The sequence below is a fragment of the Photorhabdus cinerea genome (assembly GCF_011189575.1).
Lineage (GTDB): Bacteria > Pseudomonadota > Gammaproteobacteria > Enterobacterales > Enterobacteriaceae > Photorhabdus > Photorhabdus cinerea.
This window is the reverse complement of sequence record NZ_PUJW01000011.1, coordinates 40,051-63,182: the sequence shown is the minus strand read 5'-3', so window position 1 is coordinate 63,182 and position 23,132 is coordinate 40,051. Positions and strand designations below refer to the sequence as shown.

Sequence of the window (23,132 nt, the reverse complement as noted above, 5' to 3'; positions counted from 1 at the left end):
AGGCAACTTGAAAGATAACGGGTATATACCATTTATCTTAACAATTGCATTATGGATTGATTCTCCAGTATTTTTCAAAGAACGCAGACTTTTTATCAGCGGCAGAACAACATGGCTCTCAATGACTGGCTTGAAGGTGGTAGCATGATCCACAACATATGATTCATGACATTGAAGAAGTAGATTAAGAATTCCAAAGATGGCTAAAACCTCCCTCCTCTTAAAGAGACTTATATCAACAGATAATTTATACGCCATTGACTTACTATTTGATGCGGTATACGATGACCTCACATACACTTATGGCGCACTTAAATATGATATTTATTGAGACCGATATTTTTACTGAGGACTGTAAAGCGTTATTAAGTGACGATGAATATCGTGAGTTTCAGAAATATCTTGCAGATAATCCTATGGCTGGAGATGTTATCTGGCGGGTTGCGTAAAGTCAGGTGGGTATCTCGTGGTAAAGGAAAACGTGGTGGTGTACGTATTATTTATTACTACAAAGTGGACGTTTCACACATTAGATTGTTGTTGATTTATAAAAAAGGCACAAAGGACGATCTGAATGAATCAGAGAAGAAAATCCTGAGAGACTTAAATGAGAGGTGGTAGAAATGGATAGTAAATTATTTGCCAGATTGACTGAAAGCATGACACAGATGAATGAGATTATTAATGGTGAACGTGCGCCCTCCCGTAAAACTAACGTTGAGGCGATAAAAGTAAAGAATATTCGCCAAGCGACAGGCTTAAGCCAGACTGGTTTCGCTAAATTGATTTCCGTTAATGTTGGGACTTTGCGCAATTGGGAGCAGGGAAGGCGTGAACCAACCGGACCAGCAAAAGCATTGCTGAAAGCAATAGAAAAAGATCCCATCCATGTTCTAAAAGCGTTATCTATGTAAATTAACTGTTAGTAAAGTATCAAGCACCGCAGAATGAGCGTCCAATAAATAAAGTTCACTTCATAAACTGCAGTTTTTATTTTTAACCAACCTGCTCCGACAGGTTTTTTATGAGTGAAACATGGTGAATTAGAGCCTATCCCAGTAGGCGTAATTGTTGCAGGCCGTTCTTATCAATGAACAGTGAGCACGGACAGCGCGGAAAAACCGGAGCGTACACGTAGTACGTGAGGATGACTCGCTACGCTCGCCCTACGGGCCGCACTAAAGTGCGTTCAAAAGCTAACGCTTTTGTCTGAGCACTGCCTGGGTTCGCTCTTTACGGCAAAGAATGGCAAATAAAATAGCCCTATTGGGATAGGCAATTATTGTCCTTTCTGTGAAAGAGACATAATAGCAGGCCATTTTGGAATAAAATGACCTGCTATTCTATTAATACAGCTACCCGTTACCACCAATCGTCGCTGTCATACGAATTTGACGGTTATCACTGATTTCAAGATTAGATAAAACCACTAATTGAGGTAAAGTCCTTCGCAAGAAACGCGATAACAGCGGGCGTAATGCATGATTAACCAATAGTACCGGAGGCGCGCCCAGCATTTCCTGACGTTGCAGTGCTTCTGTTGCCTGCCGTTGTAAGTTATCCGCCAATCCGGGCTCCAGACCTCCGCCATTTTGTAATGCCTGAATTAACAAACGCTCAAGGCCAGCATCCAATCCGATTACTTGAATTTCCTGCGCTCCCGGGAACCACTGCTGAGCAATCGCCCGGCCAAGCGCAATTCTGACGACAGAAGTCAGTTCATAAGGATCAGTTTGTCCCGGGGCATGTTCAGCCAAGGTTTCAATAATTGTCCGCATATCGCGGATCGGCACTTGCTCAGACAAGAGATTTTGCAAAACTTTATGTAAGGTTGTCAGACTGACAATATCGGGAATAAAGTCCTCAGTTAATTTTGGCATCTCCTGACTGACTCGCTCAAACAACTGCTGGGCTTCCTGACGACCAAACAATTCATTGGCATATTGAGTCAACAGATGATTCATATGGGTAGCGACAACCGTACTGGCAGCCACCACGGTGTAACCCTGAACCTGAGCCTGTTCTCTGAGGCTGTCATCAATCCAAACCGCAGACAGTCCAAAAGCCGGATCTTTAGTAATATCGCCTTGCAATTCACCTACTGCACCGCCGGGGTTTATTGCCAGCCAGCGCCCCGGATGCGCTTCGCCGCGACCAATTTCTACCCCTTTCATTAAAATGCGATAGCCAGCCGGCGCCAGTTCAAGGTTATCCCGGATATGAACGACGGGCGGTAAATATCCCATCTCCTGAGCAAATTTCTTACGAATTCCACTGATTCTCCCCAGTAATTCCCCATTCTGGCGAAAATCAACCATCGGAATCAGACGATAGCCCACTTCCATACCCAAAGGATCTTCAAGCTGAACATCGGACCATGAAGCTTCTGATGTCTGTTGCTGCTCTTCTGCTTTTGGTTTTTCTATATTTATCGTCGGGCTGTCCGCACGGCGATATAAATACCAACCAAGACCTGCCAACGCCGCAGTAAATAACAGGAAAACAAAATTTGGCATCCCCGGAACCATACCCAGCAATCCGAGAACACCGGCACTCAACATCATCACTCGCGGGTTATTGAACAGCTGAGTTACCATCTGCTGACCAACATCCTGATCGGTTGCCACACGGGTAACAATCACACCAGCAGCGGTCGAAATAATTAAGGCGGGTAACTGTGCAACTAAGCCGTCACCAATGGTTAACAGGGTATAAGCTTCTCCCGCATCAGCCATACTCATGCCGTGTTGGGCCACACCAACAATTAAGCCACCAACGACGTTGATAACCAGAATCATTAAGCCGGCAATCGCATCACCGCGCACAAATTTACTGGCACCATCCATAGAGCCATAAAAATCAGATTCCTGTGTTACCTCAGCACGGCGTTTCTTCGCTTCTTCCTCACCGATTAATCCGGCATTCAGATCAGCATCAATCGCCATCTGTTTACCTGGCATACCATCCAACACAAAACGCGCGCCAACCTCAGCAATACGCCCCGCACCTTTGGTAATCACCATGAAGTTAATCAATACCAGGATGACAAATACCACGATACCGATAGCGAAATTACCGCCAACCAGAAAGTGACCAAATGCCTCTACAACGCGCCCCGCAGCCGCAGAGCCGGTATGCCCTTCCAATAAAATGATACGCGTTGAAGCCACGTTAAGAGACAAACGCAGTAAAGTTGAAAACAGCAATATTGTCGGAAACGCTGCAAAATCCAGAGTACGCCGGGTAAACATAGCCACCAGCAACACCATGATTGATAGGGCTATGTTAAAAGTAAACAACAAATCAAGCATGAATGGTGGCAACGGCAATACCATCATTGACAAGATCATGAGGATCAATACCGGCCCGGCAAGAATTTGCCATTGCGAGCCTTTCATATTGCCCGGTAAACGAAGTATAGAGGCCAGATTAGCCATGACGATTATTTTCTCCAGCAAAATCCAGTGCTGGCGGCACTGGCAGATTTTCAGGTTTCTTCGGCTTTAAGCCGCCTTCCCGTTTCCAACGTTTCAATTGGTAGACCCAGGCAAGGACTTCCGCCACTGCCGCGTAAAGTGTTGCGGGGATATGTCCCCCAACTTCACTATGGCGATAAAGCGCCCTGGCAAGTGGCGGCGCTTCAAGGAGTGGAATGCGGTTTTCTGTACCCATTTCTTTAATACGTAATGCAATTATCCCCGCTCCTTTCGCCAATACTTTTGGCGCACTCATCTGTTTTTCGTCATATTGCAGCGCGACAGCATAGTGAGTTGGGTTGGTGACAATCACATCCGCTTTCGGAACATCCGCCATCATACGTTGACGAGCAGCCGCCCGTTGTTGTTGGCGGATACGCGCCTTAACGTGCGGGTCCCCTTCTTGTTCTTTAAATTCATCCTTTATTTCCTGACGAGTCATTCTCAATTTTTTCAAGTGGCTATAGATTTGGTAAACAACATCGAAAGCCACCATTGGTATTAACATGAAAACGACCACATAACCGGCAAACACCAACATTTGCATAGCATCATCCAGCGCTAACAGTGGTGGTTGAGCGATTAACCGCAACATGGAAGGCCAGTTCATCCAAAGAAATAAAGCAGCGCCAATACCGACAAATCCCGCTTTAAGCAACGCCTTGAATAATTCAGCTAACGCATTCATTGAGAAAATACGTTTCAGACCTGAAATCGGATTCAATTTTTTCGGATCAAATTTGATAGATTTGGTACTGAATACTAATCCACCCAACAGTGCCGGAGCGCTTAATGCCACTAACACTAATCCGGCAAAAACCGGCAATAAAGCCCAAACAGCTTGCCGAAGCAATCTGCCAATCTGCTGAACCATCTGCTTATCATTGCTGACCATGCTGTGATCGAAATTAAAACCTTCAAACACCATCAACGACAATTCATGCGCAATTGATTGACCGCTTAACCAGAGCAAACTTAAGCCACTGGTCAGCATCAGTATAGAACTCAGCTCTCTGGAACGAGCAATCTGCCCCTCTTTCCGGGCTTTTTCCCGTTTATGGGGCGTGGGTTCTTCTGTCTTCTCAAGATCACTATCTTCAGCCACGGCTTTCCTTGTTAATTTTTAAAACGCTGTCGGTCAGAAAATATGGAATCAAATGGCTGCTAGCATGACAAAAGAGAAAAAATTCGATGGCTGGAACAATGCAAAATTTGACGGGGTATTTGTAGGATCAAGTTCGACATCTGAGGCGATTCAGCAAAGACAAATGAGATTCCCTGCGACATCTTCTATGGATAATTACTATTTCTTAACCAAACATCAATGTTAATGGCGAAAAATCAGCCAATCCCTCATCATTTTCAGAACATTCCTATATATATTTAAGTTAAATTTTCATGCATTATTTATCATCAATTAATACTTAAATGGTAATTTTATGATAATTATTTTGATTAAAACCACTCTTCATATGGTCAGCCAATGGAGAGATGAATAGATGGCAATAGGATATTATCTGCTCGTTGGTGATAAGACGACCTGTGGCGGCCAGATTATTACGGGCGATCACACCATGACGTTTGATGGGCGAGCAACCGCGCGTGAAGGGGATAAGGTCACCTGCGGTAAGCATCCCGGCACTTATATGATTGTCGGCGGCATATCAGATATGTTTGATATGGGGCGCAAACTGGCTGGCACACTGGATAGTGTCAGTACCTGCCCTTGTCGGGCCCGCTTTATTAACTCAGTTATGGACAGCTACGAGAAGCAGGAACAGCCGGTTAATCACACCGCAACGCCTGCTTATATGGCGTCATCACCAATGAAGGAAGCAACAACAGTTCAGTCCAATCTTCCACCGGTGACACAAGCGCCGCCTCCACCGATCCCGGTATTTGCCAAATCCCGCCAGCGAGGCAAAGGCTGTACCGATGCCGGTACAGAAACAGAACTGGCAAATAATTTCGGTAGGATGGCGATATATCAGGTTCAATCATCGTCCGCGCCAGTCACGGAACCAAAGCCTGAACAACCTCCGCAAGGCAAGAAACACCCACCAGAACCGGATAAGCCGCAGGATAAAAAGTTACCTTGGTATAAACGGTGGTTTAGCGACAGCAAAGATAAGGCCGAAGCCGCTGCGACTGCTGTAGCTGCAACGACTCGCAGCGCGGTGGCGGATGGCGAAGCATTGGTGATGCGTTACATTGGCGGCGGCATTAGCAGTGCCGGGCGCTGGCTGGCGGCGCCGAATCCATTGACAGTCGGACTAATGGGGCTGTTTTATTCATCGGGACTAAATGAAGGTGAGGAAGATTACTTAAACCAATATCATCTTAGTGAAATTGCCAGTCAGTATGGTAAAGCACCGACCCGCGTCCGTTTTCGCTGGATCAGAGATGAAGAAAGCGGCAGGATGACAGTTCAGGGGTATCACGTCAGCCCGGAAAGTGGTCTGGATAAAGTGCCGGTTCATATGATGAAACTGAATCCGGTCACCGGTAATTACGAGTTCTGGGAACCGGGAGAACACCGGCCAACGATTTTATGGACACCAAACGAGCAGGAATTCAAAGTTCCACCCCATACCGGGAATGAGGAACAGCCGTTTATTCCGTCGCAGATAACCGTATTGCCGATCCCGGATAAAGTCGGCAGCGATATTGAATCGTTGCCGATGCCGGAAGAGAAGGATTTTCGGGATTATATTCTGATACTCCCCATTCCGAATATGCCACCGGTGTATGTGTATTTGAATAAGCCGCCGGTGAAACCGCTGGAAGTGGGAGAATATCATGATCTGGCCGGGCGTAGTCGCAATGATGGAATGGATATTGATCATATTCCGTCTAAAGCGGCATTGAAAACTTATTTGATTGAAAAATACGGAGAATTAGATTCTGATATGCTCAAAAATATCTTAGATAATAGCGTTTGTATTACTATTTCTCGCAAAGTTCATCAAAAATATAGTGAAACTTATGGTGGAAGAAATACACCAACGAAAAGGCTTCAGGATGCATCCGATTTGAAAGCAGCAGTTAATAGTAACTTTGATGCTATAACTCCAGGTCTGAAAGAAGAAGGTTATACTGATAGTCAATTGAATAACGCCCGGAAAAATTTACATAAACTTAATCAAGAGAAAGGATGGTACAAGTAATGAGAGATATTGTTGAAGTAATTCATAGTTTAGGGAAAACAGCGGATTTATTAATTGAAAAACAACTTATTCCAACAGGAAAATTTGAATATCTTTTTAAAGGAGACGATGAATTTCTCTGCATACCAGAAGATGGATTAACGTTAGCTTTTGAAGACAAATCAAGATCGTTAATCTCAGTCGGTATTACTCTAATTGCATCTGGACCAAGGATGAAGGTTTATAGAGGTAATATGCCCCCTCCATTTCTATCTGAAATGAATAAGACAAAGGTTAAATCTATGTTAGGAGAGCCATCAAAGACAAAGGGGGCGGTTGAATTGCCAGTTATTGGAATGGTTGGAGGATGGGATACTTATATTAACCGGATGAGCGATCAGTACCCAAACACACGAATAGTTTTTGCGTATTCTACAGATCAGAGGGTAAGTAATATAACTTTTAAAAAAATTTGAGCGAGGGGTAATCTTTAATTATTTACTTTGGATAAAGTCGGCAGCGATATTGAATCGTTGCCGATGCCGGAAGAGAAGGATTTTCGGGATTATATTCTGATCCTCCCCATTCCGAATATGCCGCCGGTGTATGTGTATTTGAGTAAACCGCCGGTGAAATTGTTTGAAGTGGATTTGTACAGCAATTTTGCGGGGAAACCAAGAAGTGGGATGCATGCTGATCATATGCCTTCGGCTGCTGCGGTTCGGACAAAATTGAAAGTGTTATATCCTGATTTAGATAAGGATGAATTAAATCTTTTAGCAAAAGATGTTGCAGCAATTATCATTCCAGCAGAGGTTCATCAAAAATTCAGTGCAACCTATGGTGGTCGAAATTCCCAGACTCAAATAAAACAGGATGCACAAGACTTAAGAGCAGCGTTAGATCGTGATTTTAATACTATAAAACCAGCATTGAAGAACTATGGAGCAACAGAAGAGCAGTTAGAAGAAGCTCGCTCTAAGATGCATAAGCTAAACCATGAGAAGGGGTTATATTAATAATGGCGATTAATGTTGAAGCGTTAATTAATAGTTTAGGTAGAACTTATCAGGAAATTTATAGTGAAGGATTAATTCCTTATAAGAATAAGCCGAGTAGTTTTCCAGGTGATCCTGATATTCATATTGATATGGTGAGAGAGGGAATTTTCTTATCATTTGAACGGAGTAGTAAGATACTAAATGAAATTACATTAAGGCTACTTAGAGAAGATAAAACTTCTTTTATATTTCCAAGTGAATTGCCATCACCATTAAAACCTTCTATGGATAGAAGGTGGATTGAAGAAAATTTAGGTGCTCCGATTAAATCAATACCACCAAGGGAAATTTTAAAGAGGCAATTTGGTTGGATAGATTTATATCGTTTCACAGACAAGATCAGTATGAGAATTTCTTATGATTTACGTGAGCAGGTCAAATCAGTGACATTCCTACCTACTTCAGAAGTGTGTTGGTAGTCAATATAAAGAGGAGATTTTTCTTGAGAGCCAATTCATTAATCAACAGCTTGAAAGGTTAAATTGAAAATGAATTGGCTTAATTAAGAAAAGAGGTTATATAAATAATGGCGATCAACATTGAAGCATTGATTAATTATCTGGGTAAGTCTTATCAGGAAATTTTTTATAAAGGATTAATCCCTTATAAAACCAAACCAACAGGTTTTTCTGGTGACGAAGTGATATGCTTGGATATGGTGAAAGAAGGGGTGTTTCTAGCGTTTTATCGAGAAGGAAAGCGTTTAAAAGAAATTACGTTGACTTTGCTTGATAAAAATAAACCTCTATATCAGTTTCCTAATGAGCTTCCTTCTCCTTTTGTGCCTCTAATGTCCCGGGAATGGATGTATAAACAGTTTGGTAAACCTGAAAAATCACTTCCTCCGAGGAAAAGATTAAAGAAAGATATTGGTTGGACCGAACTATATACTTGTCTAGGTTTTCATATTCCTATTAGTATGCAAGTTGATTATGATCTATTAGAGCGTGTCAAAGAAGTGACATTTTTACCCACCTCAGAAGTGCGTTGGTAGTCAATACCAAGAGGAAATTCTTCTTGAGATTCAATTCATTAATGAGTAGTTTAAAAAATTAAACTGAAAATGAATTTGAATATTGGAACAGACAATGATGGAATATAATACTTGTCCGTGTTGTGGTAAACGGACAATTGAGCATTTAGGAGAATATGAAATATGTCCGATATGTCATTGGGAGGATGATCCTGTTCAATCAGCAGACCCACATTTTTCAGGAGGAGCTAATTCTATGAGTTTAGAAGATGCGAAGAAATTCTATCTTTCAAAGTAAGATTGATTTTGGAGTTAAATATTCTTTATAGTATTTCATTGCCTTTATTGTAATTGATTAATATTTATATGAAATTACTATCAAATGAATTATTCCTATAACATTATCAATAGAAAAAATAGTGGATTATAAGAACTGAGCTATGCAAGAATGAGAGAGTTATAAGATGGAATTAAAAAAATCTGATTTCAAGAATAATAAAGAGAACAAAGTCATTGAATATTTCTTGCTTAAAAATGGATATGTTAGTAACGGCTTAACCAGAACTCAGGTTATTTAAATTAATTTCCATTCAGAAACTCATTACCCCCATCCATTGAAATTATTTCCCAAATTAAATGTTAGATTAAAGTAATTTCAATAGTCATTCCCACCTTTATCATTACAATATAATATTATCTCAAATATATTTCTCCATTTTATTTCCAGCAAATCCAATTTTTCATAGGCTAGTACCTGATCCCCTCCATGAGATTCTCATATTATATTAATTAAAAAATCTCATATCATCCTTTTATCATTCCAATTACTAATTACTTCTCCTGATTTATAATTATCTTCATGAATATAATGTTAGATATTTTTCTCTGGCAGAATATCATGGCATTCTCGCTACTCACCAAGCACTAGCACATGTTTAATTCAATTTATCCCAAGTTAAACCTTTAATTCTTCTGGGGTTCCCTCCCTATATGGCACCAGCGTCGTCCTATCTTGTGAATCAACCGCACAATGATTATTACCAACAACAAGCATGACCAAATCGCTGGTTGCTTTAATCGCGTGATCTATTTGTCCATTCACAAAATAACAAACCCCAGGTTCTATTTCATGCTTTTCTCCAGCATAAATAACATGACCCGTTCCTGCGAGTACAAATAAGATATGATGCCCTATGTGAGTATGATTCTGCATCCCTTCATCTTTGCTGAAACGAATTAAATCAGCACCAAAGCCATCAAACGAAACTAATCCCTCGCCCGTTCCCATACTGTTAACCATTTTATGACTTCTAGCCATTGTATCGACAACGAGATGTTCACCATTCCAGTGACAAAATCTATTTTTAATAAACTCCATATTACCTTCCTCTTATCTCTATAAATAAAATTTCATTTTAAAGTGACTATCCCTCTATTAAATAATATAATATTTCCCAGTAAAACTTTAATCTTCAAAAAATTATATTGGCAAAAAAGCTAACTAGTTATTAACAATATATCAAATAGAAATATGTAATTCCATAGTAGTATTTCACAAAAGCTCACTTTGTGATAACAATCACTGTAAAACGATTATTTTAAATATCTTTGCAGAAGATAACTTCAGTTTAAAATAACATCTGTAGAAATTTAGGTTAATTACATTATTAATTCATAACAATAATGGCGTTGATTAAACCCAGCCTTAACCCTTGCTAAGAATAACCGTTTCACATAGATATAAACGCATTTTTTTATTTTAGCCAAGAAATATATACAATTAATCCTGCTACCACTCTCAATAAAAATATTATTATGCTACAACGGCTAAAATATTCATTAGAGAAATACCCTTTAACTGCTCAAGCATCGTTTTAATTAAATTAAATACTATTTTCTTAGCCAAATCCCCCCCTTTCAATGCAAACGGGAACATAAGACAAACAAAAGAAACCCCACAATCTCTTTCGATGATTGTGGGGTTCTGCAACTATTTCATCATACTCTCTGGTTTTCCCGTTCCGTTTCACTTCCTACGGTTTTTCAACCACAGATTCATGGTTAGGTAACCAGTAACGCCGATGTTCAAATGCATATTTGGGCAATCTAATGCGTAACGGTTTCTGCCCGGAAGGCCAACAGGTACGCCAATCTATATTCTGACCTTGTAACCATAAAAATCGAGAGTCGTCTGCCGCCATATGGAGCCACTGTTCTTCATCGGCTGAAACAGACGAAACAAAATCACGTAACTGGCTCAGAAGATCTTGTCTTGATGTCGCAACAAACAATGCCCGATGAGGTAAAGCTGCCCTACCAAACTGCAATGTCCAGCTCACCGCTTGCAAATCGATATTTGCATCGTTTTCAATAAAATCTCCCAGCATGACAACCATTTTTTGCAACGATGCCGGGCTATTAGCGGCAACAGGATAGTAATATTTCTCAGAACTGGCTTTAACCGATTGCTGTGTTTTGGTCGGAGCTTCCTCCAAAATAACATGAGCATTACTTCCACCCAATCCAAAGGAACTTAACCCAGCAAAACGTTTTTGCCCTGCCCCCACCTGCCAAGAATGTACTTCCGTAGCCAATTGCAAGCGAGTATCCGTGTTATCAATTTCAGGATTCAAACGCTGAAACGCTGCGCTAGGTACAATAGATTTATGCTGCAACATCAATAAGACTTTAACGATGCCCGCTAATCCCGCCGCTCCCTCTAAATGACCTATATTGGCTTTTACTGAACCAATATAACAAGGCTGCCGGGTTTTTCCTGATTTATCATGGTTAAAGACTTCGTTAAGCGCGTTAAATTCAATTGGATCACCCAGCGAAGTCCCCGTTCCATGTGCTTCCATGTAACTAATTTGCTCCGCAGAGACTCCAGCCTGTTGCAAACAATCATTGACTAATGCGATTTGCTGCTCAGGGTTAGGTGAAGTCAGTGAGTTGGCTCGCCCACCATGATTTATCGACGATGCCCGAACGTATCCATAAATCGGGTCCCGATCCTCTAATGCCTGTTTGTGCGTTTTCAGAAATAGACACACAGCCCCTTCACCACGTACAAAACCATTAGCATCCGCATCAAAAACCCGGCAACACCCATCTTTAGATAACATCCCCGCTCGATAATAAGCAGCCATGTTAAATGTGTTGCTCAATAAATTAATACTGCCAACTACCGCCTGTTGGCATTCTCCAGAACGTAATGAATTTACAGCTTGAGTCAATGCAGTTAACCCGCTTGAACACGCGGTATCAATTTGTAAACTCGGACCAACAAAGTTGTAATAAAATGACAACCTGTTTGCCAGAAGGCAATTCAGTGTTCCCGTCGTTACATAAGCATTTGCCATCGTCATATCAGCCGCAGCGAGTTCACGATAGTCATTACTGCACGAACCAATAAAAACACCCGTTTTTGATCCTGAATAGTCAAGCGGATTAGCCCCGCTATCTTCGATTGCCTGCCATGTCAGCTCCAATAGCATTCTCTGTTGCGGGTCCATCATAGCCGCTACCCGCGGAAAAATACCAAAGAATGGCGCATCAAAGCCATCAATACTATCAAGTAACCCAGCTTTCAATGCTTTTTGGGGCACCGGAACAGCGTAAGTTTTCCCAGATGCAAACCGTTCCTCAGGAATCTCTTTTATCACACTGCGACCAGATTTTAAGATCTCCCACATTTGCTCAGGAGAATCTTCTGCTCCAGGGAGCCGGAAAGCCATGCCTACAATAGCAATAGGCATCTGCTTCGTATCACCCGCATCACTTATTGATGGAGCAATGGCGTTCAGATGTTCCAACAAGACAGATTTAGCCATCTGTTGTTCATCCGGACTTAGTGAATGATATATGTGATACAGATTATCCATGCTGCTTCCCTCCTTCTATGAGGCTCTGCAACCTTAATGCAGCTTCACCATCAAGGTCACGCACTGCATTAGTAAAGTCATCTAAGGAATGCTTTTTCTTCTCCGTCATTTCAGTACTGGAAACGTCAAGGTACTCAATTAATCGATGCGGCGAACTATAGCGCCAGAACAGGGTTGGAGATAATTTTCGACGAAAATCCCGTGACATCAGCTCCGCAAGTTTTATCGCTTTAAGCGAATCAATACCCAAATCAGCCCAGGTACGTTGCATCATTGATTCAGTAAAATCCTCATCCCAATTCAGAAAATCAGCCAAAAGTGTGCGTAACTGACTAGAGACCGATTTGACAGATTTACCTTCCATTTGATGGGCTACCGATTGTGACCCAGCCAGAGCACGGACCTGAGTAATAACCTCTGTAATAAATGCAGACGCCTCTACCCCATTAAGCAAATAGTGATTAAATGCCAGAACCAAGCTCATTTCTTTGTTATGAGGCGCACCGATGAACAATGTTGATTGAGATGGCGGCACAATAACCGGTACGGCAAAGGTAGCACCATCGTTGCCGGTATATGAAATCATCATAGGAACATCAATATCGACGGGCAGTTTTTCAACATCTGGATCAAGTACACTATTCAGATGCTGTCTGAACTCGAAAAAGCCCATTGTCTGCGTTCCCGGTACTTTTAACGAACTCAAATCACCTTTTTCGTCCAGAAAAGCAATACCCAGGTTGATATCCGTATAAGTGTGATAACGTTCTTGATCAAGCGGTCTTGAGCGCAACATCGGGAATTTTTTCAGTGCCTGAGCAACTGCATAAGTAATTACCTGAAATGGCGTTATCCACTCTTGTTGCCCGGAGGTTTCCGTTAAATGACGAATGGCACTATCAACAAGCTCAATCGGTAATGGTTTAGCTGCCCAACAAGGCTGTACAGTCGCACTATTTAACCGTATTGCACGATTAAGACGCTGCTGATCTCTTGACAGAAAACCTACATTGCCATTTTCTGCCTTGTCTTTTTCTGACGGTTTGGCTTCGCGGTGCTGTTGAAGATAATCATCAATATGGACTGGCAATAATGTCCCATGTTTTTCCGCCAGTTGGCTAAGAATTTGTGGCTCAATGTGATGTTCTTGTGCGTATTGACGGGTTTTAGGCGGAATACGCGCCGGAGGAGCTGATACCTCAGGAGCCGCCGCTATCTCCACATTCTCCACTTTCTCCAGCGGAGGCGTTAACTCTTCACTGGCAGGGGAAGGCTCCACCAACTCGCCGGCGACTCTAATGACTGCAATAGGCGATCCAACTGGGATAATATCATTTTCCGCCGCTAGCCATTTTTCCAGTATCCCCTCAACATCAGATTCAATGGTAAAAGCGGCCTTATCCGTCTCCATTTCATAAACAGGTTCATCACGCTTGACATAATCTCCCACCTGCTTAAGTAACTGGATGACGACGACTTCCGTGGTTCCTTCTCCCATCGGGGGAATAAACAACTGTGCCATAAGTTCTCCTTAGCCCATTACCGCATAGACGGAAGCCAAAATGTCATCCGTGCTGGGTAAGACAGCTTTTTCTAAACAAGGATTAAAAGGAATATGAATATCTTCACGCGTCACCAGGCGCGGAGGTGCCAGTAAAGAGAAGAAATTGTCATTCTCATCCAAAATATCAGCAATAATGGATGCTCCAACACTGGCCGTCCGGGTATCCTCTTGCACAACGATAAGCCGCCCGGTTTTGCGCAAAGATGCCGCAATCCGTTGTTTATCCCAAGGTACCAGACTACGTAATTCAATCACTTCAATGTCAATATTGTTTTTTTCCGCCTGAAGAGCAGCCATAGTCGCAAGCTGAACGGTATTCCCCCAGGCAACCAGTGTAATATGCTTGCCAGCCCTGACAATATTTGCCTGCCCAAGCGACACTGGAGTCACCAGCTGGCGCTCATGACGCTCTCTCATCAGGTGTTTAGGGATCAGGATCAGACTCGGCATATCCAGACTTAATGCAGTACGGAACAACGCGACTGTGTCGGCGGGTGTTGTTGGAACAAGCACATTAATACCGGGAATATGCGCTAAAATACCGTCCGAGCTTTGGCTGTGCCATATACCGCCTCCAGGAAGATAAGCGCCATAAGGAGCATATATCACCACCGGACAACGCCATTTTCCCACGGTTCTCCAACTTAAAGTGCCAAGTTGTGACTGTAACTGATTGAAGCCCAACCCAACAAAGTCGATAAATTGCAATTCAACAATTGGACGCCAACCACAGGCGGACAATCCAACAGAAGAACCAATAATCGTGGCTTCAGAAAGGGGAGCATTAAAAACGCGATCAGGATAACGGGTGGATAAGCCGCGGGTGAAACCAAAAACCCCGCCTTTGGGATCTTCAATATCCTCACCAAATAACAGCACATTTGGATTCTGGCTCAACGCCTCGTCCAAAACCTGATTCACCGCTTTAAACTGTGTCTCTTCGGCTTCCATTTCAATATGTACAACAGGAGCGCTTTCACGATTACACAAATAGGTACTGACACTTGCAGGATCAGGCTCTGCCTCGTGATAAACACGCTCAAATATTTCCATGACATCCGCTTTAATGCGCTCTTTTTGTTCAGTCAACGCCTGTTCAGTAATCGCCCCCTTTTCCTTTAAATAGGCGACATAATTTTCAATAGGGTCCTGTAGTGCCTCCAGCTCATCTTGGGTACGGTACAGTTTGTGAGAATCTGAGTTGGAATGAGAATCTAACCGGTCCACACGACAAACCAAGATGCAAGGTGTTCGCTCAAATCGCGCCTTATTGAATACCTCCTGTGCAACAGGAAACAAAGTTTCCGGCTTGCGGGCATCAACACGGCGGATCAAACACTCGTTAAATATTCCCAATCGATACGGAGCCATCTTCTCCGTTGAGGTACTAATACCCAATTTATTATCGGAAACCACAAAGACGACGGGCAAACGCCTTTCAACCGCAAAGCTGACCGCTTCATAAAATTCTCCCTGCCGGGTTGCCGCATCGCCAACACCACACACGACAAGCCCATTTTTATTATCCAACACGCTTGCCCAGGCAGCTCCAGTCGCGGGAATACATTGGGTTCCCGTCAGACTGACTACCGAGAAAATATTATGCTCTTTGGAGCAAAAATGATTCGACATGGTCCGGCCAGCTGAGTGAGAAGTGGCCTTACCCATCAATTCCCTTGTCATTTCAACAATAGACATACCACGCGCTAATACTAATGCCCGATCACGATAGTAAGGAACCAACACATCATTCTTTTCCATCAGCTGTGGCAACACTGCCAGTCCTTCATGTCCAGCAGCCGATACATGGAACCAAGCGCGGCCTTGTCGTGTGACTATCGCACTACGATTATCAAATTCCCGTGACAGCAGCATGTCATAAAGTAACTTTTGCTCATCCAAACAATTATCCATTGAAGGGCTGTGTTCCTTAAGAGGTACTTCATTGATCTGTACGTCTATCACTCTCTTTTTCCTCACAAATAGTTAACGTGGTAATTGTCGTTATTGCGCTTAATGCCTGATAAAGAAGCGAACACGGGGTAGTCCCATTTATGATTACCTGTGAGACTACAGTTCCCAATAAAGAAGTGAATGCGGGGTAATGCCATCACACGGATCGCAAAAAATAGAGATATACGGTCACAATTTCTAATAACATTTACGCGTCTGGAATGGTAGGCAAAATTCTCTCCATGGCCATAAATGGCTCTGGCTGTCGCAGTATTCCCCGAATTTTGAGCATTGTCTTGATCACAATGTGATACCATTTAAAAAACTCCAACCGATGAACAATAGCCATTTGCCAAGAGCAGAACCAATAAACATCGGCATTTCCATGATTACGATACGATTAAAAACAGGTTTTTACCTATACTTTTGAATCCTGCAATGATAAGACGCTGGAATAATTTCTCACTCTGTTAAGCTATTTTAAAGTTATGCTTCTGCAACAGATTCTTCATTAGGTATTTTTACATTTAACTGAGAAATAGACCTAAAATAGCATCACATTACATCAATCAAGCTCAAATTCAATGATTTTATACTTATTGCAAATCATTATATTTTGTGATGAATCTCAATAACAACCTCATTTATTGCCAAATACATCCCATTGAATTCATGAATCCATATAGCACCAACACTGATGCTTTACAAAAAATTAATTTATTATCCCTTATATTTTATCATAAAAAAACTGATCGTAATGAGTGAATGATCACAAAAGTACTGATATACTTAACTGCCTGATTCTACTAAATTTACAAGCCTAATATCGTTGATATTATAATGCAGTTAATAGCATATCGACATATAAAAATATATTTCTTAACCATTTGAATATTTTATCAATTATTTAAAATAGTAAACTAAAAAAACAATAAGATAAAATATAATTTCAGTAAGGTTGATCTGAATGAATTTATCTCTATGTTGTGTGCAAATTATTTCTATAAATAATAGCATCAAATACATCTGTCCTTTTAGCCCTCTTCATACTATTAATCCTCTTCATACTATGGAAAAACGATTAATTCATGCAATTATTCTAATTTTAATCACTACTTCTTATTTTAAATAACAACGGCTTTGACAGCCCCCTTGTTTAACATTGATAAACAACTCTGCCACTTTCGCACCATGCCAATTATTCCTATCGATCTCGCAAACACACAGTGATGGGTACCTATCCCACTGTTACTTATTTTTCTGCCGAATTTGAGCATTTGATCACAATAGCCTGACCGTTTTATGCAAAGATAAACACAACATTCCGGGTCCAATCAGACCCGATTTTGATCTATGCTGAGTACCAGATTAGCATGAAAAATTGAATCCACGTTTCCTTCTGAAAATGGTAAAAACTGATGGATATTTGCAATTTGCAATTTGCAAAATCAGCAATCCATTTATATTCAAGCAATATAACTGGCAGGATTTTAGCACTAATAAACCTTTACTAGCTGAACTAGTATTGGATAGTCCATTAATTGCCTAAGTTAATGATATACTAAATTCAAAATCAATTAAATTTAATATAATATTTCAATACCTTTTCATATGGTAAATATTTTTTTAATAAAAAATAAAAACCAAGTTTATATCGTCTATTTTACGGTCCACTTTCTATTTAAATATGAATGAAAATATTTTTATTATTGGACTGTTTATGTGTTTTATTATTACTCTTGCTATAATATGAGAGTTATTTTTGAAAAAATAAATCATCCAGTAATAAAAAAATGATACCAAATGATACCAAATGATACCAAATGATACCAAATGATACCAAATGATACCAAATGATACCAAATGATAAATAAATTAAACTAATCTATTGATATTACTATTCTTATTTTCTCAATATATATCTTTGATTTTTTAAAATCAAAGATATATAAATGTATTCTTATGGGTATTTCCCCAAATCATAGAATATAACAAAATAATTTTTTGAGTTAATGAACATTAACTGGATATTCCTAAAATATCGTAATTAATTTAATATAATGTTATTTTAGTTCACTCTAATAAAGAGATATTACAATGGGCTGGAATAGTGAAGATTCGGTGAGGTGAAGAGGATAATGATAAGTTACGTGGTTATTTGCCCCTGCGGCTACCCGGGTATATGATGCCGCATGCTTTCGTGTTTCTCGATAAATTAGATGATTACATGTAACTATTTCATGAAAAATAATTACAACCGTTCTATTTTATCCCATCAGGGAGAATAAGATTAATATCGCTCAATACCATCAATCATATTTCCGAAAAATTTTTAATTCTGAGTGGCAGGCTTACCCCACCACTTTTATTCAGAAACCTAAGCTATCCAGTAGATCATCAACCTGAGCCTGATTAGCAATAACACCCACGCCATTTTGATTCACTTGCGGGCCATTTAGCAAACTGTCGGTCTCTTTCTTGGTTTTCACCATCTGATCAGCCGGCATGTTTTCCATCAATACCATCACCAGCTGTTTTTCTATTTCCTGAATAACATCCATCATCCGCTTGATAACCTGACCAGTAAGATCTTGAAAATCTTGTGCCATCATGATCTCCATCAGTTGAGCGTTAGTAAAAGCAGTATGCTCAGGTACTGTATTGAGGTAATTTCGGGTATCCATAACCAATGAGCGTGCCACAGGCATTTCAACTGGATTTTCAAACCACTCATCCCAGCGTTTTGTCAGTGATATTGCCGATGATTCCAACTCATTCTGACGAGGTTGCGCCGCCTCAACACAATTCAGCGCTCTTTCGGCTGCCTGCGCAGTCATCTGAACAACATAGTCCAGGCGCTCTCTCGCATCAGGTATCGCCTCAGCCGCCTGAGCAATAGTTTGATCCAACCCTAGCTCACGTAAACTATCACGCAACATCCGCGTAAGTTGGCCGATACGGCTGATAATCTCACTGGCAGTAATGGTCTCATCCCTCGGCATGACTGGATTTACACTCATTATGTCTCCTTAGAGGCCCAATTTTTCGAAAATTTTATTAAGCTTCTCTTCCAGAATGGCAGCTGTAAAAGGTTTAACAACATAACCACTAGCCCCGGCCTGCGCAGCTGCAATAATGTTTTCTTTCTTCGCTTCTGCTGTCACCATCAAAACGGGTATTTTGGACAATTGTGCATCTTCACGAATGATTTTTAACAACTCCAGACCATCCATATTAGGCATATTCCAGTCAGAGATAATGAAATCAAATTGGGATGAACGAATCTTAGTCAGAGCTTCTGCTCCATCCTGAGCTTCTTCTACGTTGTTGAAACCCAGCTCTTTTAGCAGGTTACGAACAATGCGCCGCATGGTTGAAAAATCATCAACCACCAGAAATCTAAGATCCTTATTCGCCATAAAAACTCCTTGAAATTATTTATCAGTCAGCACAGAGCTGCTTAAAAAATTAAATTTATCCAACTGCCGTTAAATACGAACAACCTGCCCCGAGCTTATTTTTGCCAGCATTCTCTTGCTCATTTTGAGTATATCCATAACCTCATCCACAGCCCCCATTTGTATTGCCGCTCTTGGCATACCAAATACGACACAACTTGCTTCATCCTGAGCTAACGTGTATGCACCGGCTTGCTTCATTTCCAGCAATCCCGCCGCGCCATCACTACCCATTCCTGTCAGCAATACACCAACAGCATTCCTGCCAGCAAATTTAGCGACTGATCGGAACAGCACATCCACAGACGGACGATGACGATTAACCGCCGGCGCATCAGTTATCAAAACCTGATAATCAGCACCATTACGGCATAGTTCCATATGGCGATCACCCGGAGCAATGTACGCATGACCTGGCAAAATTCGTTCGCCGTTCTCGGCTTCTTTTACTGTAATTTGGCTAAGTTTATTCAACCGTTCAGCAAAAGAACGGGTAAAACCAGGCGGCATATGTTGAGTAATTAGCAGTGCTGGGCTGGTTACAGGCAATGGTTGCAACAAGCTCTTTATTGCTTCCGTTCCCCCAGTAGAAGCCCCGACTGCAATCAGTTTTTCACTGGATAACAGAGGCTTAAAACTCAAAGGAGCAGAATCTACCGGTGTGGTTATTTGCGTAGATAATTTAGCCTGCGCTGCCGTCCGCACTTTTTCTGCAATAAGTTCACTGTAAGCCAGCATCCCTTCACGAATACCCAATTGAGGTTTCGTTACAAAATCAACAGCGCCAAGTTCCAATGCTCTTAATGTGATTTCAGAACCTTTAGCTGTTAGAGAAGAAATCATAACCACAGGCATCGGTCGTAAGCGCATTAATTTTTCAAGAAAATCAATGCCATCCATGCGTGGCATTTCAACATCCAGCGTTAATACCTGTGGGTTATGTTTTTTAATGAGATCACGAGCCACCAATGGATCTGGCGCACAAGCTACTACTTCCATATCCGGATGACTATTGATGATCTCTCGCATGATTTGCCGCATAAGCGCTGAATCATCGACACAAAGAACAGTAATTTTATTCATGACCTCTCCTTGCCTGGGCTACACCGTAAACGGTCTGTCCTTGCAAGTAGAATTCCCGGCTGATTTGAGTGACATTCTCGGAATGCCCGGCAAAGAGCAATCCATCGGGTTTTAATAAAGTAACAAAATGACGTAGTATCCGTTCCTGCGTCTTTTTATCAAAATAAATCATTACGTTACGACAAAATATAGCATCAAACTTACCTTCGAGCGGCCAACTAGCATCCAACAAATTGAGGTGTTGGAATGTCACCATGTCAGCAATCTGAGGCCGGACACGGGCATAACCTTCATAAGCACCAGTACCTTTAAAAAAGTAGCGTTTTCTCTGTTGATCTGTCAGCTGACGCAATTCATCCAGACGATAAACACCCTTACGCGCTTTTTCCAGTACATTGGTATCAATATCACTGGCAATAATCTTTACCCGATGAAAACGATGCCCCAATACATCACTCAATGTCATTGCAATTGAGTACGGTTCTTCCCCTGTAGATGCTGCCGCACTCCACACCCGGTACGATCCATTTTTCTTACTCGCATGCTTAGCTAACAGAGGGAAATGATGAGCTTCTCTGAAAAAAGCCGTCAGGTTAGTCGTCAATGCATTGATAAATTCCTGCCATTCATCACTATCAATATCATTTTCAAGAATGAACAGGTACTGACCAAAATCACGGATACCAAGAGTACGTAAACGCCGAATTAAACGGTTGTAAACCATCTCCCGTTTATGTGCCGCAAGCACAATACCAGCACGTTGATATATAAACTGACAGATGCGCTCAAAATGCACATCTGACATGGTATAGCGCTGAATCATGTGATTCAGCGGTGGAGACGGCAAGCTTGTAGTTGAAGCAATTAAATTTGATTTCATCTGGCCTCAGCGAGTCTGACTGACTGCCCCTTCGCTATCCGCAGACCTCAGCGTAGGTGAAAGTTCATTTTCAAGCTTATTTTCTAAATTATTTGGTAATTCGAATTGCGCTACGGTTTTCACCAGAATATCCGCTTGATCTTCAAGTGCAGCTGCGGCAGCAGCTGACTGTTCAACCAATGCAGCATTCTGCTGAGTAACCTGATCCATCTGCGTAACAGCTTGTGCCACTTGATGAATACCCCGACTTTGTTCATCGGATGCCGCAGCAATTTCGGCCATGAGATCTGTAACCTGATTTACAGAAGTTACCAATTCATTCATAGTCTTCCCTGCATGGCTAACCAATTCGGAACCTTGACTTACCCGCTGAACTGATTCACTGATTAATGTCTTGATCTCTTTTGCTGCTTCAGCACTTCGCTGCGCCAAATCCCTAACTTCACCAGCAACAACGGAGAAACCACGGCCTTGTTCACCCGCCCGCGCAGCTTCTACTGCCGCATTAAGTGCCAGGATGTTGGTCTGGAATGCAATGCCATCAATAACGCTGATAATTGCACTGATTTTCTGTGAACTGTTAGCAATTGCATCCATCGTTTCTACAACACCCGTTGTCAGTTCGCCACCTTTAGAGGCTGTTTTCGATGCAGATACTGCCAATTCACTAGCCTGACGCGCATTTTCAGCATTTTGTTTTACTGTTGCAGTCAATTGTTCCATACTGGCCGCTGTTTCTTCCAGAGATGCAGCTTGTTCTTCGGTGCGGGAAGAGAGATCCGTATTACCCTGAGTAATTTCCTGAATACCGCTATACATCAGGTTAGTATTCTCTTTAATCAAGGTAATAGAATTAACCAGTGAACGCTGCATATCACGTAATTTGAGGAACACTTCACCAATTTCATCATTAGTGAAAACAGCAACTTCTTTGTTTAACTTCCCTTCTGCAACATGCTGGAAGTGACTACGCATATTGGCGAATGGTCTGAGAAGATTTCTTTTTAGCCACCAATGAGCAGCCCAGGCAACCACCAAGACCATCAGGATCGCGCCTGCAAACATGGCGGTTGCAATCTGATAATAAAATCGACCATCTTGAACGGCAGTTGTAATTTCCTCTCCGATATACTGCATATAATGGTTGAAATCAGATTCCAGTTGCTGCTGATATTTTTCTGTCGGCTGGTCTAAAAATGCATCATAATTACCCTCTTCTAAGAAAACCGAGAGTTCCCTAAGTGCTTTTATATATTCCTTGTAGCTGGTTTCCACTGATGCCAGCAATACACTGCTACCATCTTCCTCATTTAATTTAGGCAAAGAGATAAACTCTGCAAAATGCATCTCAGCCTTATCCAGCGTTTCTCTGACATTAGCGACCATACTTTTAATATGATCCTCAGATTGCTGGAGCGTTTTTCCTACGGCGACTCTATTAAGTGTATTACGCGATTGCAGCAAAGCTGCCCAGCTCAACCCTAACGAATCTCTTTTTTGTGTTCCCAGATCAATCTGTTCGATATAAGACTGATCTGTGTGAATTATTCCAAGAGATAAACCACTTGAGATTATCTGCATTAAACAAAACATCATCAGTAACAGATATAAACTGGTTGATATACGAAGCCTGCCTAGCCCTAACATGTAATCA

At 41.6% G+C, this 23,132-nt stretch carries 19 protein-coding genes and 1 pseudogene; 9 read left to right on the top strand and 11 right to left on the bottom strand.

Features of this window, described 5'->3' with window-relative positions; genetic code table 11:
- The first annotated feature begins 317 nt into the window (after nt 1–317).
- Nucleotides 318–621 (top strand): annotated as a pseudogene (locus C5469_RS12105) (type II toxin-antitoxin system RelE/ParE family toxin).
- 2 nt (nt 622–623) lie between these two features.
- Nucleotides 624–914 (top strand): NadS family protein, encoded by a 291-nt coding sequence (gene nadS, locus C5469_RS12100; RefSeq protein WP_166306686.1) that lies wholly within the window; start codon nt 624–626, stop codon nt 912–914.
- 441 nt (nt 915–1,355) lie between these two features.
- On the opposite strand, the gene flhA is transcribed toward nadS, so the two are convergent.
- Nucleotides 1,356–3,437 (bottom strand): flagellar biosynthesis protein FlhA, encoded by a 2,082-nt coding sequence (flhA, locus tag C5469_RS12095; protein ID WP_166306683.1) that lies wholly within the window; start codon nt 3,435–3,437, stop codon nt 1,356–1,358.
- Nucleotides 3,430–4,581 (bottom strand): flagellar biosynthesis protein FlhB, encoded by a 1,152-nt coding sequence (flhB, locus tag C5469_RS12090; protein WP_054475670.1) that lies wholly within the window; start codon nt 4,579–4,581, stop codon nt 3,430–3,432. Before flhB ends, flhA begins: the two co-directional genes overlap by 8 nt.
- 64 nt (nt 4,582–4,645) lie before the next feature.
- Between flhB and C5469_RS12085 the strand changes: the two genes are divergently transcribed.
- The 7 genes from C5469_RS12085 to C5469_RS12055 all read left to right on the top strand — a co-directional run bounded on the left by C5469_RS12085 (nt 4,646) and on the right by C5469_RS12055 (nt 8,954).
- Nucleotides 4,646–4,807: a hypothetical protein gene (locus C5469_RS12085; protein ID WP_207628969.1), complete on the top strand. Its 162-nt coding sequence runs from the start codon at nt 4,646–4,648 to the stop codon at nt 4,805–4,807.
- A gap of 168 nt (nt 4,808–4,975) precedes the next feature.
- Nucleotides 4,976–6,643 (top strand): S-type pyocin domain-containing protein, encoded by a 1,668-nt coding sequence (locus C5469_RS12080; RefSeq protein ID WP_166306677.1) that lies wholly within the window; start codon nt 4,976–4,978, stop codon nt 6,641–6,643.
- Complete coding sequence (locus C5469_RS12075; RefSeq protein ID WP_166306674.1) at nt 6,643–7,098, top strand: DUF6392 family protein; 456 nt, start codon at nt 6,643–6,645, stop codon at nt 7,096–7,098. The genes C5469_RS12080 and C5469_RS12075 overlap by 1 nt, the downstream gene beginning before the upstream one ends.
- A 27-nt stretch (nt 7,099–7,125) precedes the next feature.
- A complete protein-coding gene (locus C5469_RS12070) occupies nt 7,126–7,641 on the top strand; it encodes an S-type pyocin domain-containing protein (RefSeq protein WP_278249761.1) in 516 nt (171 codons plus the stop codon).
- Between the two features lie 2 nt (nt 7,642–7,643).
- Nucleotides 7,644–8,102, top strand: a complete 459-nt coding sequence (locus tag C5469_RS12065; RefSeq protein ID WP_166306671.1) for a DUF6392 family protein — start codon at nt 7,644–7,646, stop codon at nt 8,100–8,102.
- A 107-nt stretch (nt 8,103–8,209) separates the two neighbouring features.
- Nucleotides 8,210–8,677 (top strand): DUF6392 family protein, encoded by a 468-nt coding sequence (locus C5469_RS12060; RefSeq protein ID WP_166306668.1) that lies wholly within the window; start codon nt 8,210–8,212, stop codon nt 8,675–8,677.
- A 94-nt stretch (nt 8,678–8,771) separates the two neighbouring features.
- Complete coding sequence (locus C5469_RS12055; protein ID WP_166306665.1) at nt 8,772–8,954, top strand: CPCC family cysteine-rich protein; 183 nt, start codon at nt 8,772–8,774, stop codon at nt 8,952–8,954.
- A gap of 657 nt (nt 8,955–9,611) precedes the next feature.
- On the opposite strand, the gene C5469_RS12050 is transcribed toward C5469_RS12055, so the two are convergent.
- The 9 genes from C5469_RS12050 to C5469_RS12010 form a co-directional block, all read right to left on the bottom strand.
- On the bottom strand, nt 9,612–10,034 hold the full coding sequence (locus C5469_RS12050; protein WP_166306662.1) for a cupin domain-containing protein: 423 nt from the start codon (nt 10,032–10,034) through the stop codon (nt 9,612–9,614).
- Nucleotides 10,035–10,689: 655 nt separating this feature from the next.
- Complete coding sequence (locus C5469_RS12045) at nt 10,690–12,540, bottom strand: type I polyketide synthase (RefSeq protein ID WP_166306659.1); 1,851 nt, start codon at nt 12,538–12,540, stop codon at nt 10,690–10,692.
- Complete coding sequence (locus C5469_RS12040; RefSeq protein WP_166306656.1) at nt 12,533–14,062, bottom strand: biotin/lipoyl-containing protein; 1,530 nt, start codon at nt 14,060–14,062, stop codon at nt 12,533–12,535. The genes C5469_RS12045 and C5469_RS12040 overlap by 8 nt, the downstream gene beginning before the upstream one ends.
- A gap of 9 nt (nt 14,063–14,071) precedes the next feature.
- Nucleotides 14,072–16,069, bottom strand: a complete 1,998-nt coding sequence (locus C5469_RS12035) for a thiamine pyrophosphate-dependent enzyme (protein ID WP_166306653.1) — start codon at nt 16,067–16,069, stop codon at nt 14,072–14,074.
- Between the two features lie 2,357 nt (nt 16,070–18,426).
- Nucleotides 18,427–19,077 carry a protein phosphatase CheZ gene (gene cheZ, locus C5469_RS12030; protein WP_166306650.1) on the bottom strand — a complete coding sequence of 217 codons (651 nt, stop codon included), beginning with the start codon at nt 19,075–19,077 and terminating at the stop codon, nt 18,427–18,429.
- Nucleotides 19,078–19,086: 9 nt separating this feature from the next.
- Nucleotides 19,087–19,476: a chemotaxis response regulator CheY gene (cheY, locus tag C5469_RS12025; RefSeq protein ID WP_166306647.1), complete on the bottom strand. Its 390-nt coding sequence runs from the start codon at nt 19,474–19,476 to the stop codon at nt 19,087–19,089.
- 69 nt (nt 19,477–19,545) lie between these two features.
- Nucleotides 19,546–20,598 carry a protein-glutamate methylesterase/protein-glutamine glutaminase gene (locus tag C5469_RS12020; protein WP_166306644.1) on the bottom strand — a complete coding sequence of 351 codons (1,053 nt, stop codon included), beginning with the start codon at nt 20,596–20,598 and terminating at the stop codon, nt 19,546–19,548.
- The gene (cheR, locus tag C5469_RS12015) at nt 20,591–21,478 is read right to left on the bottom strand and encodes a protein-glutamate O-methyltransferase CheR (protein WP_166306641.1); all 888 of its coding nucleotides are present in this window, start codon (nt 21,476–21,478) and stop codon (nt 20,591–20,593) included. The genes C5469_RS12020 and cheR overlap by 8 nt, the downstream gene beginning before the upstream one ends.
- A gap of 6 nt (nt 21,479–21,484) precedes the next feature.
- Nucleotides 21,485–23,125 (bottom strand): methyl-accepting chemotaxis protein, encoded by a 1,641-nt coding sequence (locus C5469_RS12010; RefSeq protein ID WP_166306638.1) that lies wholly within the window; start codon nt 23,123–23,125, stop codon nt 21,485–21,487.
- Nucleotides 23,126–23,132: the final 7 nt, after the last annotated feature.

What these genes read in the sequence shown, in the direction of transcription:
- C5469_RS12045 (WP_166306659.1), bottom strand. Translation starts at nt 12,540, where the DNA reads ATGGATAATCTGTATCACATATATCATTCACTAAGTCCGGATGAACAA.
- nadS (WP_166306686.1), top strand. Translation starts at nt 624, where the DNA reads ATGGATAGTAAATTATTTGCCAGATTGACTGAAAGCATGACACAGATG.
- cheY (WP_166306647.1), bottom strand. Translation starts at nt 19,476, where the DNA reads ATGGCGAATAAGGATCTTAGATTTCTGGTGGTTGATGATTTTTCAACC.
- C5469_RS12050 (WP_166306662.1), bottom strand. Translation starts at nt 10,034, where the DNA reads ATGGAGTTTATTAAAAATAGATTTTGTCACTGGAATGGTGAACATCTC.
- cheZ (WP_166306650.1), bottom strand. Translation starts at nt 19,077, where the DNA reads ATGAGTGTAAATCCAGTCATGCCGAGGGATGAGACCATTACTGCCAGT.
- C5469_RS12075 (WP_166306674.1), top strand. Translation starts at nt 6,643, where the DNA reads ATGAGAGATATTGTTGAAGTAATTCATAGTTTAGGGAAAACAGCGGAT.
- C5469_RS12060 (WP_166306668.1), top strand. Translation starts at nt 8,210, where the DNA reads ATGGCGATCAACATTGAAGCATTGATTAATTATCTGGGTAAGTCTTAT.
- flhA (WP_166306683.1), bottom strand. Translation starts at nt 3,437, where the DNA reads ATGGCTAATCTGGCCTCTATACTTCGTTTACCGGGCAATATGAAAGGC.
- cheR (WP_166306641.1), bottom strand. Translation starts at nt 21,478, where the DNA reads ATGAAATCAAATTTAATTGCTTCAACTACAAGCTTGCCGTCTCCACCG.
- C5469_RS12080 (WP_166306677.1), top strand. Translation starts at nt 4,976, where the DNA reads ATGGCAATAGGATATTATCTGCTCGTTGGTGATAAGACGACCTGTGGC.
- C5469_RS12010 (WP_166306638.1), bottom strand. Translation starts at nt 23,125, where the DNA reads ATGTTAGGGCTAGGCAGGCTTCGTATATCAACCAGTTTATATCTGTTA.
- C5469_RS12085 (WP_207628969.1), top strand. Translation starts at nt 4,646, where the DNA reads ATGACAAAAGAGAAAAAATTCGATGGCTGGAACAATGCAAAATTTGAC.
- C5469_RS12055 (WP_166306665.1), top strand. Translation starts at nt 8,772, where the DNA reads ATGATGGAATATAATACTTGTCCGTGTTGTGGTAAACGGACAATTGAG.
- C5469_RS12020 (WP_166306644.1), bottom strand. Translation starts at nt 20,598, where the DNA reads ATGAATAAAATTACTGTTCTTTGTGTCGATGATTCAGCGCTTATGCGG.
- C5469_RS12065 (WP_166306671.1), top strand. Translation starts at nt 7,644, where the DNA reads ATGGCGATTAATGTTGAAGCGTTAATTAATAGTTTAGGTAGAACTTAT.
- C5469_RS12040 (WP_166306656.1), bottom strand. Translation starts at nt 14,062, where the DNA reads ATGGCACAGTTGTTTATTCCCCCGATGGGAGAAGGAACCACGGAAGTC.